The following is a 19,371-nucleotide window of genomic DNA, read 5'->3' as shown; positions in this document are numbered from 1 at the left end:
CCACTATCTCGCTTTACAACAGACTAGCCTCGATTTAGAACAGACTAGCAAAAAATAGCTTTACGTAGTCCATCAAGCGTTTGAACAAGCCAGCCTGCTCTACCGCTTCCAACGCGATCAAAGGTTGAGTTTGAACATCTTCACCATCAACGGTGTAATGAACAACGCCTAAGGTTTGGCCTTCTGAAATCGGGGCTTTCAGTTCAGATATTAGTTCAATCGATGCCGTTAACTTTTTGCTGTCTGACTTAGGCAGCGTAATAAACGTATCTTCTGCAACGCCTAGCTTCAACGTATCTTGAGCACCAAACCACACCTTCTCTTCAGCGACTTGGTCACCGCCTTGATGAGGGTTTAGCGTATCGAAGAAACGAAAACCATAGCTCAACAATTGTTTGCTGTCTGACTCACGACTCTTAACGCTTGATGCGCCCATCACAACCGCAATAAGTCTCATCTCACCTTGTGTCGCCGAACTCGCTAAACTGTAGCCGGCACCAGAGGTGTAGCCTGTTTTCATGCCATCGACCGTCAAGCTTCTATCACGTAATAAGCCATTGCGGTTGTGTTGTGTAATCTTGTTGTAGCTAAACGAGCGTTCGCTGTATAAACCATACACATCCGGTAAATCGCGAATAATCGCACGGCCTAATAGAGCGATATCATAAGGCGTTGAATAGAGATCGTCCGCATCTAAACCATGTGCATTCGCAAAATGGGTATTTTCCAGTTTTAGCGAAGCTGCCCAAGAGTTCATCAAGTCAACAAATGCATCTTGTGAGCCTGCAACATGTTCTGCAATCGCAACACTCGCATCGTTCCCTGATTGAATAATCAAGCCACGGTAAAGATCCATCATCGCCACATCAGTGTTAACTTCGATGAACATTTTTGAAGAATCAGGGAAGTTTTTCGCCCATGCGTTTTCGCTGATTCGCACCTGATCATCAGCAGAGATGTTACCTCGTTTCATCTCTTGTCCAGCCACATAACTGGTCATAAGCTTGGTTAAACTCGCTGGGTTTAACTTAGTGTGTGCGTTTTTTTCTACCAGCACATCACCAGAGTTAAAATCAATTAACACATACCCTTTTGCGCCTAGGCTAGGTGGGCTTGGTACTATAGAAGGTGCCGCGACAGCATTATTCGTTACGATCGCTGCGTTACTTACAATGAACATACTTAATAGAGGGAGAGAGTATTTTGAGAACCGTTTCATTGAATCAAACCTAAGTTAACGTTTTGTTCAGTATAGACAAATGCTAGCAAAAGAAGCGCGAACTTTACGTTGCTTTACGTATTTGTACGGTTCGTTACAAATAAAAAAGTATAATCTGCGACCTGTTCGTTTTTTACACAAGAACGATTGACTCAATGAATACATTCAACACTTCGCTTTACCTCTCAGGCATACGTCTAAATAACATTTCAACAAAGCCCATAACCCGCTGTTTGCTTTCGCTCGGCTCTAAATCAGGTTGGATACCAGACTGCGCCAGTGCTTGCCACTGTATAACTTCCGAATTAGGAACAAAAAAAGCAATATACAGAGACCCTTTCTCGCTTACCTTTCCATCATCACTATAAAATGGCACACCTGTAGATAGCTGAATCGCATCAAAGATCGATTCATCGTTCAGTTCAGATTCTTCAGCTAATCCAAAACCTACTACGACATCACCAACGCCGGGTTTCAACTTATAACCTTTCAATGAAAGTTGTTCTTTAATCGCTTCGCGTACAAGATCAGTGACGACCGTCTTGTCATATTTTTCAGAAAGGTACACTTGCTCTGATTCGGGATGCCATGAGTACGTGACTACCCCATGTTTCATGAAATCAAAGTCACCACTGGTCACCACGCCATAATTGTGAGTTGGAGTCGTTTCGTTGGTTGTACACGCTGTCAGTCCAATCGCTATCAAAGCCAACAACGTGACTTTACTTACGCCTTTTGTTGCACATATGAATCGTTTTATCATTTGCGGCTTCCTTTCCTATACAAGAATAATTATCAATTTAACCTTCAACATAAACAGTAATTATATTAATAGAAAGATCATTAAACGTTTGCGTAATCGCTAACCTTCACTTCTACTCATTTTGGGGGTTTAACCACAGAAATAGACTCGGTATAGTAAACTTAGTTAAACATAACCAAACCATTCGGGGCACGGAGCTTCCTCAATCATCTCATGAAGAGAAGAATTGGTACCGATAAAGCATCGGCAAAATTAAGAGGGTCACACAATGGAATTCAATATGGTTGAAATTTTAGGTTACGCGGCATCTATTATGGTCGCAATTTCATTAACAATGAAAGATATCGTGCGTCTGCGTGTCCTTAACTTTGTTGGCTGTACTCTATTCACAGCATACGGCGTTATGATTGACGCATGGCCAGTGGTTGCAACCAACGGTTTCATCGCTTGTGTGAACATCTACTTCCTTGCAAAAATGCAAAAGGAAAAAAAAAATGAAGCGATGAAAGCAGCAAAAGCTTAGATTAACGGCTAGCACTTTCAAACAATTCTAAAAAAGCCCAAATAGAACGTTCTATTTGGGCTTTTTCATGCTTATCAGTTTTAGAAAACTTCAATTACAGACAATACGATATTGACTCTCTCTGTACACCTGTGTGTTATTGCGTCCATTCTTTTTCGCTTGATAAAGTGCTTTGTCAGCTTGGTCTATCGTGCCTTCTATGTGGAACAGTGCATTTGCATAGCGACACCCAACACTGACCGTTACAGGTAACACTAACCCCTCAATTTTTTCGACGCTACGCCTAAGCTCTTCCGACAACTCGTACAATTGATATTCATTGCAATCAAAAGTCACAAAGATAAATTCCTCACCGCCATAGCGAGCAATTAGACGATTTTCATTTGCAAATTGCTTCAATACTTTTGCAACGGCACAGATCACTCTATCGCCTTCATTATGCCCGTGTAGATCGTTTACCGATTTAAAATGGTCAATATCTAGAAGAATGATACCAACACCTTTTAACGGATAAGGAGAACACTCTAAAATTCTCATCTTAACCTGAGTAATAAAGTCCCGCCGATTACTCAACCCCGTAAGATAATCTAAGCTAGCTACATCTAAGATCTTTAAATGACGGTGCCGCAGGTAAAGCACCAAAACGGCGATGATGCTAAGCAAACTTATAACCAAGGTCATCAAACTAACTAGCAATAAACTGTGGTTCTTATTGAGCTCTTGCTCCAAAACTCCAGCAGAAATGATCCAATTCAGATATGGGTAGAGCTTATAGAAAATGTTTTTGTTTGTCGTACCGTTGTCATCTGAAATTGAGTAACTAAAATGCCCTTCAGGCTCAGCAACGACCTTATCGATGAGCAACTCTGATGAATAACCAATTAAGGCTTTCAAGTGTTCGTGTTCAAAATTGGGTCGGAGGACTAGCTCGCCTTGCAAATCAACAATATATACATAACCACTATCGCCATATGAATACTTTCTTAGTTTATCTTTAAGCGCTTCGAGATCGACCAAGTACATGAGTTCATCTTTATAAGTGGTCGCCACCAATGTATTACCACTCGGTAGCCTCACTGAATACGCGACCTTCGCACGCTTGCCGACTTCATGTGGATTAGCATGAGAATACTGAGTCATTCCAGACTTTGAGGTCAGTTGCGTTTGAATATGGGTTAAATGCGCGCGATTTTGCCCTTGTAAAAACGGATGATACAGGTGGACACCTTGTGGTGACATCAAATAGATATAACCTGACTCTCCAATCACCAATTCGTTAGCAATTCGGATGACTTCTTTAACTTCTTGTTCTGGAGTGACACCTAGTGTGTGAGAAGCGACAGTATCAGTCACACCTTTGAGATAGGTTTTAATAGCTTCGTTAACGGTAGTATCTACGATGTCGTAGCTTGCGTTTACAATAGTACGGAAGAAGAATTGATTAGACTCTAAAAGTGATTCTTTGGTTCGGTTAAATTGAATAGCAGAGAGGACCAAAGATACGAGGGCCAACACGATGGAAAAGTTGAGGATATACTTACGTCTTACTTTCAAAATCACCTCATAGCTTTTAAATTTTAGGTAACGCTATTGTTTTTATAAGTAGATTGTTTTATATCACATTTATCGATTTTACTGAACGATAGCCGATATTAATAGCGCTCTTCATGTGCAATCTGTGACTTATAGCAAAAACGCCGAACTGGATTCAGTTCGGCGTTTTGATTTTACGTTTAAATTGATAACTTAATTTATACTAAAGCCCTGATAAATAGACTTAAAAGCATTCGCATTTATTACCTATTACTACGCTCTATTGTCTATAAATGCATTGCTTAGCATTAAATTAAGAGCACACTTTGGTCCAACTGCCGTCACTTCCCGGCTCGGCACTTGTCCACCAGTTTGCTTGGTAAACACTACCGTTATGAACCACTTGGTCGCCCGTGTTTGCGTGGCTTGGGTTACCCGCCCAATCTTTCTGAGGTAAGTCGGGATATACAGCTAAACCCGCAGTATCGCATGTACCTGGGTTGGTACCGCCATCACCAGGATTACCGCCACCAGTACTGATATCACCCAGTGGTAGATCCGGCTGCTCAAAGCTAAATGCATAATCGACACTATTCACATTCACTGTATAGTTTGCAGGGCCAGAAATTGGCAAGTAATAAACCATATCGAGTTCATACACACCACCAGCAGGAAGCTCTTTCCATGCAGGTAATGTAAACGCTACTCTGTGCATCGGACCATCTAGACCACCAATATTATTGGCACGAGTGTGACCAGAAGCAATCACAGACAAACCACCGCCCGATTGATCTTTTGCGTTATCAGGTGCAGACACTGGGATATCGAACTGGAACTCAGTACCACCAGGAAGCGCTTGACCTGTATTGTTTGTAAACGTGATCTTAGGGTTAATTGGATAGTTTTGATCACCGACTTTGAAGCCACCTACAGAAACAGTAATATCTAATGCTTCCGTTGGGATAGCACCCGTTGCAACCTTGTTTCCATATGGAGTAGCTGACTTAAACTTATCGTAGATAGCTTTCGTCATAGTGTTACCCATATGGAACTCACCGTTTCCGCTATTACACGCCTGTTCGGTTGTATCGATTGAAGTTCGGTTACCGTTCGCATCGAGTACGTAACAGTTGTAATCCCCTGCTAGTTCCCAGAACATGATGCCACCGATTTCTTTGTCGATAACGTAATCGGCTTTCACATCGATAGAATCTTTATCTTCCGTTGAAAGGAATACGCCCTTCTCTGCGTTCCACAACCAAGGAGCAACAGCCACGCTGTCATAGTTACGCGTGTAAGTCCCCATTAGAACATCTGAAGGATCGTTAACAGGATCAAGCTTGTAAGCTGCTGCATAAGAACCCCAAATGCCTTTCTCTAAGTTCTTCGCATGCCACATTGGGTTTGAACCTGCACCCATTTCGTTGCCTTTCGGATCAGTATCGTGCCACATGTTATCGATACCAATTGCGCCATGGCCACAGTTGTTCTTCTCGCCTTCACCAGTACCTGCTGAGCATTCAGCTTGGTTTGGCAGTGGTGCTCGGCCCCAAAGACCATTCTCACCACCAGTTACACCTTGCCAACCACGTGTGTAGTAAGGCACACCGATGTTAATACGACCTGCTGGCATAGAACCACGGAAGTAGTGGTAGGCCCAATCCGTATTCAGATAACCGATACCGCCGTAAGCCGCTGTGCCGTATACGTTCCACTGTGCTAACTCTGAATCTTTACCTGTATCAAACAACGCAGCGTTATGACCTACGTGATCGTTCCACGCACCGTGAAGGTCATAAGACATGATGTTTACGTAATCGAGATATTTGGTTACATCGAATGTTTCCATACCGCGCAGTAGGTAACCCGAAGAAGGCGCCGCGATAGTTAACATGTAGTGATTGCCGTCTTGCGCAGAGGCTGCATCAAGCTTCTCACGCAACACTTTCATCAACACTTGGTAAGAAGCCCATAGGTATTGACGACGTGGTTCCATAAAGTCTTTATCGTACGGATTGCCTGCGCCCGCCATTGACGTTGGGTATTCGTAATCGATATCTAGACCATCGAACTTGTATTTACGAAGCATTTCAACCGCTGAAGTTGCGAATGTTTCGATACCTTGATGGTTAATAGAACCGTCAGCATTGGTCGTCATGGTATAGAAACCACCATCAGCCACTCGGCTACCATCAGTGGCAAAGTGGCCACCGGTCTCCGCCCAACCACCGATTGAGATTAAAGTCTTAACATCGTGTTTTTTCTTCGCTGTCGCTAATGCACCGAAGTGACCTTTGAAGCCTAATGCTGGGTCAACTTCCACGCCCGGCCACTCTTTACCAACCGCTGCGTTGTTTGGATCGTTCACATCACCCACGTTTACTTTGCCATCTGAGCCAATGCTCACGAAAGCGTAGTTAATGTGTGTGAGTTGTTCCCAAGGAATGTCATTTACTAGGTAAGCAGCTTGTGGGTCATCCCCTGCACGCCAGCTGGTGAAGTAACCAATGACACGACGTGGGTGATCCGCGCCCATTTTCTCACGGCCTTCATCATCGTAAATCGTACAATAAGGAACATCGACACCTTGAGTTTGATACAAGCCATCAGGTCGACAAGTGCTCACCGTTGGTACGCCATTCACCGTCAAAGAAGCCAGCGCTGAATCTGTCGTTGCGCCTTGATTGTCAGTCGCTTTTGCGTAAACCGCTAAAGAACCCGCTTGAGTGGTTGTGTAGTTAAGCGTGTATGGGCTTGTCGCAGCCGTTCCGACTAAAGAACCTGCCACATAAAAATCGACCTTATCAACCGTACCATCGCTGTCTGTTGCCGTTGCGGTAAGCGTTACCACACCACCAACATCAACCGAAGATGCAGAAAGCGCAACCGATACTGTCGGCGCTTCATTTCCAGGTGTAACTGAATCGACAGAAATAGAGACCGCGCTCGCTAAGCTAGCCGCGCCTTCATTGTCTGTAGCAACAACCGAAACCTGATGGCTACCAGACGTTGCAGCCCAAGCCGCTTCGAAAGGTGCCGCTGTTACAACCGCAACTGAAGTTCCATCAATGAAGAATTCAACCGAGGTAACACTGCCGTCAGAATCTAGCGCCGTTGCACTCAACACCACGTTATCGCCTTCAGTGATTATGTCAGAGGCTGATGGAGTCGTTAACGAAGCCGTTGGCACTTCATTGGGCGTACCACCACCGCTACACACATCAACCTTCTTCCATTGTGCATGGTCACCTTCGAATTTGTTTGGGTTGTTATTTTGATTCCAATAATTGGCTTTGTAAGCACTACCGTCATGTGAAACTTGATCGCCGCCGGTGTAAACCGTGGCAGGATCCCACGCTTCTAACGTTGAGCAATCCACAGCCGCATAGCTATTGAAAGCCATTAAGCATGACGCAGTGAGAGTACTGAGTGTAAAAACCTTTTTGGCCACTCTTCCTTGATTTAGGTGCATGTTTGCAGTCCCTTAAGTTGTTGTTTTAAGATATTTAAAGTAAATGACACTTTTTTTGCCACTTAAATTCCTTCGCAAAACAACTGTAGGTAACAGTGCCAATTAAACACCTAAAATATTCCTTATTTATAAAATGACTCGCATTAATTTGTTTATAGCATGCAATGACTCGACACTTATTTTGCACCAACAACTAATATTAATTTATTTCGCAAAGCTAAAAAAATAGTGTCTCAAAATTTAGAAATATGATTTAGATTCGATGAGAATTCGTATCAAAACTAACCAAAAAGTAGGGAATTAGGGGCGATTTGAGATTATTTTATGAAATCGCCCACTTTTGGATAACAAATATGTTAGTATCAGCGGCTTTTTTGACGAGCCTCACATTTTTATCCGAATGTGGGAGAAATACATAGGCTTGAAAGAGCCAAATATAGCGAAGAAATAATGTCCAACTTGACGCAAGTCGCCAACGAAAACATCAACGCAGAATCTACTTCTATCGATTTCAATAGAGCTCAATCTTTGGGTGAAAAACTGGAACTCGGAAACCCAGTCTTTTGGCTGAGTGGCAGTTTCCTGACCCTCTTTGTCATCCTTGCTTTCACCAACACCTCCGTATTGTCCGAACTTGTCAACATCGGCTTTAGTTACTCAACTAAATGGTTCGGTGCTTTCTGGCAAGTCCTACTACTACTCAATTTCATTATCGGTTTAGTGCTTGCACTAAGTCGCACAGGCCATGTTCGTTTAGGGAAGCTTGCCCTACCAGAAATGACCACGTTTAAATGGATGTCTATCGTCCTATGTACACTCCTTGCGGGTGGTGGCGTGTTCTGGGCAGCTGCAGAGCCAATTGCTCACTTTGTTTCAGCTCCACCGCTGTATGGCAATGCAGACCCTCAAGCGATGGCATTCAATGCACTATCACAATCTTTCATGCACTGGGGTTTCCTTGCATGGGCTATCTTAGGTGGTCTCTCTTCGATTGTGCTTATGTACTTGCACTACGAAAAAGGCCTTCCTCTTAAGCCACGCACCCTGCTTTACCCAGTACTGGGCGACAAGGCAATCAACAGTTGGATTGGTAACGTCGTTGATGCGTGCAGCATTGTGGCAGTAGCCGCAGGTACAATCGGCCCTATCGGCTTCCTTGGCCTACAGATCAGCTACGCGTTGAGCGAGCTGTTTGGAATTTCTGACAGCTTTGCTACCCAAAGCGTCGTTATTCTATTCGCTATTGCAATGTATACGCTGTCGGCATTAAGTGGTCTAAGTAAAGGCATCCAACTGGTAAGCCGTTACAACATCATCTTATCGGTGTGCCTAATCGTTTACATTCTCCTTGTTGGCCCAACCAGCTTTATCATTGATGGTTACCTACAAGGAATCGGTGAAATGGTCGACAACTTTATCCCAATGGCGCTATACCGCCAAGATACTGCGTGGCTAGGTGGCTGGACTGTATTCTTCTGGGGTTGGTTCTTAGGTTATGGCCCAATGATGGCGATCTTCATTGCTCGTATCTCACGTGGCCGAACTATTCGCCAAATGATCGTTTCTATCAGCATCGTTGCACCGCTTGTGACTTGTTTTTGGTTCAGCATTGTTGGTGGTAGTGGCTTAGCGTTTGAATTAGAGAACCCAGGCGTAATATCTAGCGCATTCGAAGGTTTCAACCTTCCAGCTGTACTACTAGCTATTACTTCGCAACTACCGTTCCCGACTCTGATTGCAATCCTGTTCCTTATCCTGACGACCACGTTCATTGTGACCACAGGTGACTCAATGACCTACACCATCAGTGTAGTAATGACTGGTACTACAGAACCTAACTCAGCAGTTAGAACGTTCTGGGGCGTCATTATGGGGGCAGTGGCTATCGCGCTTATCTCAATGGGCTCTGGCGGCATCTCAGCTCTGCAGTCGTTCATTGTGATCACTGCCGTTCCTGTTTCGTTTATCTTGCTGCCATGTCTATGGCATGCACCGAAGATCGCGAAGCAGATGGCAAGAGATCAAGGTCTCGCTTAATACCTAATCCGATTTAGTTTCGGATAGCGTAGAACACTAAAAAGCCACTCAAGTGATTCACCTGAGTGGCTTTTTTTATCTGTTCGCTGTCGACTTTATTAATAGTTATGTCTACTAGCGCTTGTATCTACCGAGATTTCGGCTTATTGAAACTTTTCATCAGCAGCAACCATGAATGACATCTCAACCAATAGTTCAGGGTTAGCGAGTTCTGCTTTCACGCACGCACGGCTTGGCGCGCAGCCTTCAGGGAACCACTCTTCCCACACTTCATTGAGTGCATCAAAGTTAGCGAAATCCGTTAGGTAAATAGTCACTGACAATACACGAGATTTATCGCTGTCTACCAAACTCATCATTTCTTCAGCTTGTTCGAAGATTTGCTGAACCTGATTCTTAATTCCTGCCGTTGTATCCGCCTCTGGTACTTCAACAAAGCTTGCAATACCGTTAAACACAGTCACATCAGACCAACGCTTGGTCGGATTAATTCTATGAATTTTCACTGGTTATACTCTTCTTATAATTAGGGTGCACATCAGCGTAATCTAATCCAAATTCCTAACATTGAAAACAAAAATTAGAAAGCTCGTAGTACCGGCTAAACAGCACTATCGCCAACCTATGACTTTGGTGTTCAACATCACTAGCCTACGCATTAATATCAAAACAATAAATCACCATCTATTGAGTTTCTAGATAAATATATTAAGTATTACTCTCAACGCGAAATTTAATCTGAACTCTTGCGGTCATATTCAGAGATTTTATTAAATGGAGTACTTTTATGCATGTTCAAACCTATGATTTAAAACAGAGTAACGTCGGATACAGCCTAGGCGTGATTGGTGTAGCATTAGTGTTAGCTTGGATTGGTATTTACAAGTTTACGCCAACTGAAGCGATGCTAATTGAGCCTTTAATTGCAAACCACCCAGCAATGAACTGGCTTTACAAACTGTTCTCAGTACAAGCTGTCTCTAACATGGTGGGTGGCGCGGAGATCGTTGTTGCGATTGGACTGCTCGTTGGATTTAGGAAACCGACAATTGCTTTCTATTCAGGTATTGCAGCAGCGGCTATCTTTGTTGTGACACTGAGCTTTCTAGTCACCACGCCAAACGTTTGGAAAGTATCGGATGGCATCTTAGTCACTAACTTCTTCCTAGTGAAAGATATTCTGTTTTTGGCTATCGCTATTAGCGTAATCGAACGTAACAAGCCTCAGAAGTAAATGTAAATCTAATAAGTGGCCGTAAACCTAAAGATCTATTTTAAGTAACATAAAACCATAAGCTGGCTAGAAGGACGCTGCCAGCTTCTAATGAATAAGGCACTGATACTCACCTACTCAGCTAATACCTTACGATAATAATTAGCGTCTTGATTTTGCCCTTTGAATAACGCGTAATTCTCTACACGCTCAACTAAGCCAAAACCGGCCTTGGATAAAATCTTGTTGGAACCAACATTACCCCCTAACGCATAGGCATCCACATATTTAAGGGAAGAGTGCTCCGCCAAATAGATAAGTAACTTCCTCACCGCGTTAGACGCAATGCCTTTAGAACTAAAGGAGTGACCCACTCGATAGCCTAGCTCTCCTCGTTCTCCGTGTTCGTCGATGTCACGTACATTAATCCTACCGCAGATAATCCCTTGTTCATCTTTTATCAACATAGGAATCATCTCATCACTTTCATATTCCGCTAAAAAACTAGCAATCTGCTTCTCTACACCTGAAAGTGAATAAAAACTTTCTTCCCGTGGTGGTACAGACATCTCGAACCAATCTCTATTGTCTACTTCAAATTCCAAGAGCGCCCTAGCATCACTTGTTTGAAGTAAATGCAAAAATACATCCATACGAGTACTCCCAATGGTTATTTCGAAAGCCTTGCCTACGATTGAAATTCGAGTACCCAAATCTCTGAGTAAACGGTACGTCACTACTTATTTCAGAGTTAGCAGCTGAAAGTGAGGTTCTAGTGGGCATAGGAAGATATTTTTTAATAGAAGTGAATGGGGCGTGACATTTAAGCAACCCACCCCATCAATTATATACATACTTAACGACTACGGTTTACTCGATACTACCCAATTAGTTCCGTCAGTACTTTTTTCGTATACAGAAGTTTGATCTGACGATGTTATTCTTCGTGAATATGTCGTCGGAGATGCACGAAAGAGTGTTTTCCAATAGGTGATTTCTTTACTCTGATCATTAACTATCTTTGACCGTATGACCTTAGATGCGTCACCTAATTCATTACTAGAGTAATCTTTATATCTACCCATAATGTTTGTTTTGATATTTTCAGAATCTAAACTATTTAAATGACTTTTAACATTAACGACTGTCGATAATCCAAAGTCATCGCCTTTTCCAAAAGTATGCTCATTCCAGTCGACATAAGTACGATTTAATTGTTCTTTGATACTCTTGTTATATTTCCAAGTTGAAGTAGTTCTAGAGACTATTTTATTTGTTAGATCCAGAGATTGACAATTCACTAAGTTATGTATATTACCATCGTAGGCAATGTTAGATAGTACATTATCAAATTTATCATCTTTAATAATGATTTTCTCTGTGAATGTACACCCCGGACGGATGCTGCTATTAAAATTGTTAATACTAGCAATATCAAAAGTATTGTTGTAAACACCCCACTGAGTTGAAAGGTTAACCGATGTGGACTCAGACAACACTTCCACCTCTGTTAACAAATCATCGCTCATTTTTGTGGTTGTTTGCTTTGCTGATTGATTAGTACCTAGAGAAGAAATATAAACCTTTTTATACCAATTCCTAGCGCCGTTTTCATCTTTGAAGTAGTAATGAACTTGCACATAGCTATTGGGGTTGGTTTGTTGTAAATCTTTTGTATCTGTGAACGATTTCTTTAGACCTGTTACGATATTTTGGGCCTTTAAGGCAAGGTCACTATCTTCGGATGCAATAAAGTCACCATAAATTTTAGCCTCAGAAATATTATATGTGCGAATTGTTTCTGTAAGAGCATGCTCTAACGCTTGAGCCTGTTTAGTTTGTTTTTCTATATCGCTCATTAGATCCTGACACGTATAGTTACTTTTACCATTATTGGTTTCTACTGTCGCCCATAAAGATGAAGTTAAAGGGGTGATAAAACGGTTTTTGAAATCGACCTGTTCTTTAAATTCAGGGGGTAAGACCATACGATAAGCATTTTTCACAGGCCCCAAATCTTCATCAATAGCGCCAACAGGAACATCTACTATCGTTGGAGCATAACCAAGGCATTTATCTTGGGTTTCATTTAGGTCAAGCTCATAACTACCACCTTTTGTAGTTAAAGCTCTAGGTTCAGTGTTTGCGTTATACTTACCATCATTATTTATATCTAGAAAAACGGTAGCGCCAACAATATAACCATCGATTACTTTTCCAGTAGCTTTTTTGTGAATTGTCGGGTTACTCCCACCATCACCGCCGCCACCACAAGCTGATAAGGCCAGAATGCACAAAATTGGTATCATCATTTTCATTTTCATTTTCATTTAAATGGATCTCTATTATTTGTTGAAATTTTAAAATAGTAATACTCTTAAATTAGTTAACGAATTCGATTTTGTTTAATGTCATTTACAGCCCTTCACATATTATTACCCATACATATATCAACCTGTTTTCACATTGCTAATTAACCTTCTTGGTTTGGAAAAATGAAAGCCTTGGAATAATATGTTAGATTTTTTTGGAAGTAGTCGTAGGTGTTGAGGATTTTCAACGCCTTCGACAATCAAGGTTACATCAATACGCTCAGATAGCTTAACCATAAACTTAAGTGTCTCATTGGCCAAAATATCTTCCTGACATTTTTGTAGTAACGACTTATCTAGCTTAATAAAATCAAAATATTTTTCTGATAAAAGGTTAAAATTGGAGTAACCACATCCAAAATCATCAATAGCAAATCGAAAACCTGCCCCTTTAAGAGCAATTATATTTTCTTTAGCATAACTATGTAAAAGACCCTCACTATATTCAACTGTTTCAAATATTATCTTACTTCTTAACTCTGGAACTAATTTGGTTAATTCCATTACATCATCATAAAAGTCAACGATACTTAAATCTGCATGACTAATGTTAACACTGATATTAGGAAGTGTATCTTGAGTTTTTTTTGCGTATTCAATTATTTTTTTAAAAATTATAATGGTTAATGAGTAATGTAGGTGCGGCTCCGTTGCCAATAATGGCATAAATACACCAGGACCTCCGAACTCTGTGCGTTTCCACCTAAGCAATATTTCCCAAAGGTACTCTTTAGAAGTATTCATACTATAAACGACGGGTTGATAAAAAAGCTCGAACTGAGTCCCTCCCTTTTTTATATCGTGATGTAAAGCTTGGATTACCGAACGGGTTCTAACGTTTTTTTCATAGTCATTAATGTTATATATGTAGACACCATCAATAGATTGAAGTGACTTTTTAACACTGTAAGCCATTCTTCTAAACAACTGATTTTTATCTTGGGGTTTATCAAAATTAGATAGGATCATGCTAGCAAGAGAATAATCAAAAGTTAGGGTTTTATCGCCTACTTTCTTTTCAAGAGGCAGAGAGAATTGAATTTTTTGTTGCTGCTCAAGGATTTTTTTTTCTTCCCAGGGAGTATCGCTTTCAAATACAAGAACAATGTATTTGTCTTCAAACAAACCGATAACCCTTGGTGAAAGTGTCTTACTTAGGTAGTGATGTAATTCTGTTTTAACTATTCGACTAGTTTTTGAGTCGAAAAACTTATAGAAATCTGCAGATCTCCCAACACAGATTACATGCATGATCTTGTAGGTACTTCTGTTTGTTCTTAATAATTTTTCTTGAATATAGTTGATGTTAGGTAAATCTGTTTCTTCACAGAAAAAACGTTTGAGCCTTTGTTTATTTTGTTCTCGTTCAAGTCTTTGCTGAACAAAAGATAGCTTTTTTTTACCTTCCGACGACTTCAAATGAAATGATGTGCATATTATTAGTAATGTAATAAAAAACAGACAAAGTAAATTAACAGTAGACAACACGGCACCCCGAACAAAGTGATATGCATCGCATTTTGCGATGCAACGGAATGATTGTATTCTTACTTATGAGATTTACACAAATAAAAACAAATCTGACCACTTAATAGTCATCTACCTGAATTGAGTGTAATTGTGCACATTTATAAATATCACGCACGGAAACACTACTAACCGTATATTATACATACCGTAACCTACCGACAACTTCATAACATAATAGCCACAAAATTACGCCACAGTGCCATTTCAGGGGGTAATGATTGCATCGCTTTTTTTAGTATTTATTTGCGCTATAAAAAACTGACAGTGATCGCGATATTTAATGGGGAGGGATTGAAATCAGCAACTTTATCTGGGTTACATCACCACATACCCTTGATGAAACCAATCTGTTTGGAAGTGAAACAAACCATAAATGTAATCAAATGCACGCTAGAGAGTAAGTTAAGTCCTAACGCAAACACCTAATCCTAACCTCAACCATCTGAATATATGGGAAATCTCCATTGAAAGGAGAGCAGGACATTTTGATGGATAAAACCAAATAAAAAGGAAGCTGCTCTGTATAATTAACTGAACAATAATTGATGATAGAGAAACTAACGAAGAGTCATAGTTCATAGCGACGTAAAGTCGTCAACAGCTAACGTTGTTGTAGGTATTAGCAGAATCATCCAGTACAAATCAGCACTGAGGTAGTAAAGCTACATAAAGGCTGGTCAAGGCAAGCTGTAATGAATAGTTTAGTGTAATTACACTAAGTTACTGTCGAATGGGTAGTCGTTGGATATATTTGGCCAGTATTACTGTGAGTTTGCCAAATCATCGGTAGAAGATAACGCAATTAAGGTTACTATGTTTATCTCGGTACCTCTGATTGTTTTAGCTTTCACAACAATTCGGCTATCAGTATCCTGTAATAAGTTATCTCAATGGCCTGTACGCTTTCAAGTCAATAAAACAACCCAACCAACACGACTGACAACAGTACGCCGCCGATAAAACTCGGGCCGTGGAATGGCCTAGCTTTAGATTTAACGTACTCTTTCTTAAGGTCTTCTTGGTAAGTTTTAACGGCGAGTTCTTTTACGTAGTTATTTTGCATAATAAGCTCCTTCTTATTGGGTAAGAGAAGCTTAAGACTTGAAGTTAGGTTGAGGTAAAGAAAAATTTTACATTAATTGATTACTTCGGGATTGTTACTCTAAAATGACTCTGAACACATCATTGTTCACACCGCCAACATCCACTAACTCTCCCGGCTTCATAAGAAGTAAGGTGTTTAATTGGCGCTTTGAACGTGGTGCTCTATTTTCTCTGATCACTAACATATCAACTAAGTAACCTGAGTTTTGTTTTGATAGTGAGCCCGAGAAAGTAACACTCTCTCTTCTATTGGCTAGAACCGAATTAAATGTTTTATCTTCTAACACACCCGCCGAGATCGACGTCTCACCATAAAAAAGCGTGATAGTTGTTGGATCAGGTGTTAGCTCTTGATTAGATGAACACCCCACTACCGCTAGGCACAACAATAAAATAACTCGAAATTGCATAAACTGGTTTTCTTTCTTACGTTAAGCATCTGTTTTTCATATTAAGACACTTCGACTCAATAAGCACCATATGTCGAGTATAAGCTTAATTATATCGCTTCGAATAAGTTATGTAGCGAGGCTTGGGATTGGCAGTATCTGTGGGGAGTTAGCAGATCAGACCGCCGGCTTATGTTTCGACTCAATGTTTAAGAGCTAAAGCCGAGATCTGATCGCTATTATTGAGAAGGGTGCAATTAATTTAAGCAACGACGTCTTGTGGTGGTGTACCTTCGCAGTTGGAAACGACTGCATCAATTTGAATTAGAGCATTCATAGGAATCTCTGAAACCCCAACCACCGTTCTTGCCGGTAATTCAGCATTAAAGAATGTTGTGTAGACCTCGTTCACTGTATCAATGTCTGAAACATTTTTAAGCTGAATATTAATTTTCACAGTATCGTCCATACTATGATCAACACTTTCAATGATCGCCTTAATATTTTGTAAACATTGTTCCGCTTGCTCTTTTACACCACCAGCAACCATTTCATTTGTTTTCGGGTCTAAAGGTAATTGGCCTGAAATATGATTGTAGTGAGAGAAAGCAACGGTGTGCGAATAAGCCATGAAAGGGGCATCGACAGTATTATTAGCTTCAATAACCAACAAGCGAGTGTCTTCTGGTAATTGCGGCGGTGTACCGTCGCCATGTGAAACGGATGTATCAATTTGAATTAAAGCGCCCATTGGTAGTTCAGCAGCATTAACAACCGTTCGCGCTGGTACATAACTTGGGAAGAACTTAGCGCAAACTTCATTTACCTTTTCTGCATCTTCAACATTTTTAAGGTAGATAGTGGTTTTAACCACATCATTCATGACATGACCGATACTCTCTAGAATCGTTTTAATGTTTGCTAAACATTGTGTCGTTTGCTCTGTGATACCACCTGAAACCAACTCACCTGTATTTACATCGATAGGCAATTGAGCCGAAAGGTTGTTGTAGTGAGAAAAAGCCGCTGTCTGCGTCGATACAGCACTTTGAGGCGCATTATCTGTATTTCTTGAGACCTTAACTAGTGCGCAAGGTGCTTGTGGTTTAGTACCTTCGCCGTTTGAAATAAGAGCATCCATTTGAACTAAAGCGTCACTGTTCGGTAGCGCAGCTACACCCACGACTGTACGTGTCGGCAGGCTGTTGTTGAAGAAGCTTGCGTAAACTTCATCGATAGCATCGATATCAGAAATATTCTTAACGAAAACATTAATCTTCACAACATCATCCATAACATGGTCGATGCTTTCAACAATGGCCTTAATATTATTTAAGCATTGTGCTGCTTGATCTTTAATATCTCCAATAACTATTTCACCTGTTTTAGGGTCAACAGGCAGTTGAGCAGAAAAGTTATTATAATGAGAAAAAGCGACCGTTTGTGTAGATACAGAATTAATTGGTGCATTTTCAGTATTTCTTGAAATTTTAATGATATCGCTACTCATCGGAATTATCCTTTTAATAATATAGGAATACGTATTTATATTTAACAATCGTATTGGAAAGAATGATTAAAGTAGCGCCATGTTAAGTGAATTATTTTAGGGTAAACGTGATATACATCAGACTCTCAGTTGACTATAAATCAGCAAGTTACAGGATAATTAGTCATCAAGCGACTAATTATCCGTCACATTAGGCTTTATCAACTGCTAAATTCTCTTTAATTTTAAGTCTATTCAATAATCCTGAATACTCTCTCAGATAATTCGATGGGTAATTTACAAAATTTAGATGATATTTGATAGGTTGTTCACACTAAAACTCCATTACTAGCTAGGTTAGTAACTTTACCTCTTATACCCATGCATAAATTCTTAGGCTATTTAATTAATTATTTTTGAGAGCTTATTTTATATAAGTACGTTAATAATATATTCGAGAATCAAATACCTACAATCTGACAATGCCTATGATTAGATACATTTACTCATATAATTCAACAAATATGAGACTCAGGGGGATGACATGAGAAGTATGGTGTTCAACCAAGAAATGGTACTTTCAGGAATCACGATGGCGTCAACGATGAGCAATCGACACCATAGCTCTCAACAGATAGTTTCGTTGAAAGAAGAACTAAACCGCTCTCGGAGTGGTATTGAAGTGGCGCTTAAATTCGCGACTGAACTGGGATGGGCTGGAGTAGCCGACTCGGCGAGCAGCATCGCTGATGCGAAGGCCTTCTAGCTGAATCAGTTCTTTGGCTTTGTTGAGTCTTACCTTCTTCAAATATTGAAGAGGAGATTCAAAGGTGACATTACGGAATGCATTGTGGAAGGCAGACACGCTCATGTTGGCTTCGTCGGCAAGCGATTGAACAGTGATGGTTTGGTCGTACTCTTCATGCACTTTAGACAGCGCTTTAGCGACACGTGCGTAATGGCCGTCATGATGAGCTAAATCAAACAGCACACGCCCTTCTGAACCGGTTAGGGCGCGGTAGACAATTTCGCTGACCATGGCATCGCCCAATATATTGGCTTCAATGTCACAATGTAGAGTTTTGACCAATCGAGTAAAGCTCTCCAGCATTTGCTCTTCCATTGGCGTCGATTCTAAGCCGCTCGAATTCTGCTTGTGCTTGTTGCAGTAGCTCTCTAGAAAGCCTTGGTCTTCCAGCTTTTTGACTAAGCTGTGCAAGCGCTGAGAATCGATGCTTATCGACAAACCAAGCAATGGTTCGCCATTTACAGGTAAGGCTTCACACTCCAATGGCATTGGCACGCCTACCACAAGATAATCACCAGCAGCGTAAGTAACGGGTCTATCGCCAATATAGATGTTCTTTTTGCCCTGCCCGAGCATGATAATACCCGACTGGTAAGTGAATGGCTGACGTTGATTCCCGCCACTGCTTCTATACAACCACACACCGCCAATTTCAGTTTCTCTGATCCCTTCGAGATCATCCCAACCTTTGTGTTCTACATAAGACTGTAACAACTGCGCGAGTGTTTTCATAAGTGGCGACTTTCCATTCCAAGTGCTAAGAGTAAGTAAGCTAAAGCAGAGAAAGAATATCAATTTTGTAGAAATAGGCAATTTATTTGGAGAATCAGCTCTTCATCACCCTAGATTACTGTACTAATATGCAAATATAGAAATTGAGCAATCAAATAAAATAACAAATTGAGCTTTACACAAGGAA

Annotated in this window: 15 protein-coding genes; 3 read left to right on the top strand and 12 right to left on the bottom strand. The window is 40.9% G+C overall.

From position 1 onward, the window contains the following. Positions 1-34: 34 nt before the first annotated feature. Together ACED60_RS12635 and ACED60_RS12630 are read right to left on the bottom strand one after the other, a co-directional pair. The gene (locus ACED60_RS12635) at positions 35-1,219 is read right to left on the bottom strand and encodes a serine hydrolase (RefSeq protein ID WP_371727699.1); all 1,185 of its coding nucleotides are present in this window, start codon (positions 1,217-1,219) and stop codon (positions 35-37) included. Positions 1,220-1,397: 178 nt separating this feature from the next. Then, complete coding sequence (locus tag ACED60_RS12630) at positions 1,398-1,982, bottom strand: DUF4136 domain-containing protein (RefSeq protein ID WP_371727698.1); 585 nt, start codon at positions 1,980-1,982, stop codon at positions 1,398-1,400. Positions 1,983-2,250: 268 nt separating this feature from the next. Between ACED60_RS12630 and ACED60_RS12625 the strand changes: the two genes are divergently transcribed. Then, positions 2,251-2,505: a YgjV family protein gene (locus ACED60_RS12625; RefSeq protein WP_009845500.1), complete on the top strand. Its 255-nt coding sequence runs from the start codon at positions 2,251-2,253 to the stop codon at positions 2,503-2,505. 90 nt (positions 2,506-2,595) lie between these two features. Here ACED60_RS12625 and ACED60_RS12620 read toward each other — a convergent pair whose 3' ends face one another. Both ACED60_RS12620 and ACED60_RS12615 read right to left on the bottom strand, forming a co-directional pair. Further along, a complete protein-coding gene (locus tag ACED60_RS12620; RefSeq protein WP_371727697.1) occupies positions 2,596-4,059 on the bottom strand; it encodes a diguanylate cyclase domain-containing protein in 1,464 nt (487 codons plus the stop codon). 292 nt (positions 4,060-4,351) lie between these two features. Then, positions 4,352-7,510 (bottom strand): chitinase C-terminal domain-containing protein, encoded by a 3,159-nt coding sequence (locus ACED60_RS12615; RefSeq protein ID WP_371727696.1) that lies wholly within the window; start codon positions 7,508-7,510, stop codon positions 4,352-4,354. A gap of 450 nt (positions 7,511-7,960) precedes the next feature. Here ACED60_RS12615 and ACED60_RS12610 point away from each other — a divergent pair, with 450 nt between their 5' ends. Continuing rightward, entirely contained in the window at positions 7,961-9,547 is a 1,587-nt protein-coding gene (locus tag ACED60_RS12610; RefSeq protein ID WP_009845503.1) for a BCCT family transporter, read from the top strand. 143 nt (positions 9,548-9,690) lie between these two features. On the opposite strand, the gene ACED60_RS12605 is transcribed toward ACED60_RS12610, so the two are convergent. After that, on the bottom strand, positions 9,691-10,053 hold the full coding sequence (locus ACED60_RS12605; protein WP_371727695.1) for a RidA family protein: 363 nt from the start codon (positions 10,051-10,053) through the stop codon (positions 9,691-9,693). A 281-nt stretch (positions 10,054-10,334) separates the two neighbouring features. On the opposite strand from ACED60_RS12605, the gene ACED60_RS12600 reads away from it, so the two are divergent. After that, positions 10,335-10,781: a DUF417 family protein gene (locus ACED60_RS12600; RefSeq protein WP_135441688.1), complete on the top strand. Its 447-nt coding sequence runs from the start codon at positions 10,335-10,337 to the stop codon at positions 10,779-10,781. A 113-nt stretch (positions 10,782-10,894) separates the two neighbouring features. On the opposite strand, the gene ACED60_RS12595 is transcribed toward ACED60_RS12600, so the two are convergent. The 7 genes from ACED60_RS12595 to ACED60_RS12565 all read right to left on the bottom strand — a co-directional run bounded on the left by ACED60_RS12595 (position 10,895) and on the right by ACED60_RS12565 (position 19,184). Beyond that, a complete protein-coding gene (locus ACED60_RS12595) occupies positions 10,895-11,413 on the bottom strand; it encodes a GNAT family N-acetyltransferase (protein ID WP_009845506.1) in 519 nt (172 codons plus the stop codon). Between the two features lie 210 nt (positions 11,414-11,623). Continuing rightward, a complete protein-coding gene (locus ACED60_RS12590; protein WP_371727694.1) occupies positions 11,624-13,090 on the bottom strand; it encodes a hypothetical protein in 1,467 nt (488 codons plus the stop codon). 120 nt (positions 13,091-13,210) lie between these two features. Beyond that, complete coding sequence (locus tag ACED60_RS12585; protein ID WP_371727693.1) at positions 13,211-14,620, bottom strand: EAL domain-containing protein; 1,410 nt, start codon at positions 14,618-14,620, stop codon at positions 13,211-13,213. Between the two features lie 952 nt (positions 14,621-15,572). Continuing rightward, on the bottom strand, positions 15,573-15,725 hold the full coding sequence (locus ACED60_RS12580) for a hypothetical protein (RefSeq protein ID WP_009845509.1): 153 nt from the start codon (positions 15,723-15,725) through the stop codon (positions 15,573-15,575). Positions 15,726-15,819: 94 nt separating this feature from the next. After that, on the bottom strand, positions 15,820-16,176 hold the full coding sequence (locus ACED60_RS12575) for a hypothetical protein (protein WP_135383784.1): 357 nt from the start codon (positions 16,174-16,176) through the stop codon (positions 15,820-15,822). Positions 16,177-16,417: 241 nt separating this feature from the next. Beyond that, complete coding sequence (locus ACED60_RS12570) at positions 16,418-17,665, bottom strand: RidA family protein (RefSeq protein ID WP_371727692.1); 1,248 nt, start codon at positions 17,663-17,665, stop codon at positions 16,418-16,420. Between the two features lie 634 nt (positions 17,666-18,299). Beyond that, positions 18,300-19,184 (bottom strand): AraC family transcriptional regulator, encoded by an 885-nt coding sequence (locus tag ACED60_RS12565; protein WP_009845512.1) that lies wholly within the window; start codon positions 19,182-19,184, stop codon positions 18,300-18,302. Positions 19,185-19,371 lie beyond the last annotated feature (187 nt).

It is taken from the genome of Vibrio sp. 1F279 (assembly GCF_041439815.1).
GTDB lineage: Bacteria > Pseudomonadota > Gammaproteobacteria > Enterobacterales > Vibrionaceae > Vibrio > Vibrio tasmaniensis_A.
The sequence above is the reverse complement of the archived record's forward strand: the minus strand, read 5'-3'. Positions and strand labels throughout refer to the sequence as shown.

Excerpts from the sequence above, each read along its gene's own strand:
- ACED60_RS12635 (WP_371727699.1), bottom strand. The coding sequence starts at position 1,219 with ATGAAACGGTTCTCAAAATACTCTCTCCCTCTATTAAGTATGTTCATT.
- ACED60_RS12630 (WP_371727698.1), bottom strand. The coding sequence starts at position 1,982 with ATGATAAAACGATTCATATGTGCAACAAAAGGCGTAAGTAAAGTCACG.
- ACED60_RS12625 (WP_009845500.1), top strand. The coding sequence starts at position 2,251 with ATGGAATTCAATATGGTTGAAATTTTAGGTTACGCGGCATCTATTATG.
- ACED60_RS12615 (WP_371727696.1), bottom strand. The coding sequence starts at position 7,510 with ATGCACCTAAATCAAGGAAGAGTGGCCAAAAAGGTTTTTACACTCAGT.
- ACED60_RS12610 (WP_009845503.1), top strand. The coding sequence starts at position 7,961 with ATGTCCAACTTGACGCAAGTCGCCAACGAAAACATCAACGCAGAATCT.
- ACED60_RS12600 (WP_135441688.1), top strand. The coding sequence starts at position 10,335 with ATGCATGTTCAAACCTATGATTTAAAACAGAGTAACGTCGGATACAGC.
- ACED60_RS12595 (WP_009845506.1), bottom strand. The coding sequence starts at position 11,413 with ATGGATGTATTTTTGCATTTACTTCAAACAAGTGATGCTAGGGCGCTC.
- ACED60_RS12590 (WP_371727694.1), bottom strand. The coding sequence starts at position 13,090 with ATGAAAATGAAAATGAAAATGATGATACCAATTTTGTGCATTCTGGCC.
- ACED60_RS12580 (WP_009845509.1), bottom strand. The coding sequence starts at position 15,725 with ATGCAAAATAACTACGTAAAAGAACTCGCCGTTAAAACTTACCAAGAA.
- ACED60_RS12575 (WP_135383784.1), bottom strand. The coding sequence starts at position 16,176 with ATGCAATTTCGAGTTATTTTATTGTTGTGCCTAGCGGTAGTGGGGTGT.
- ACED60_RS12570 (WP_371727692.1), bottom strand. The coding sequence starts at position 17,665 with ATGAGTAGCGATATCATTAAAATTTCAAGAAATACTGAAAATGCACCA.
- ACED60_RS12565 (WP_009845512.1), bottom strand. The coding sequence starts at position 19,184 with ATGAAAACACTCGCGCAGTTGTTACAGTCTTATGTAGAACACAAAGGT.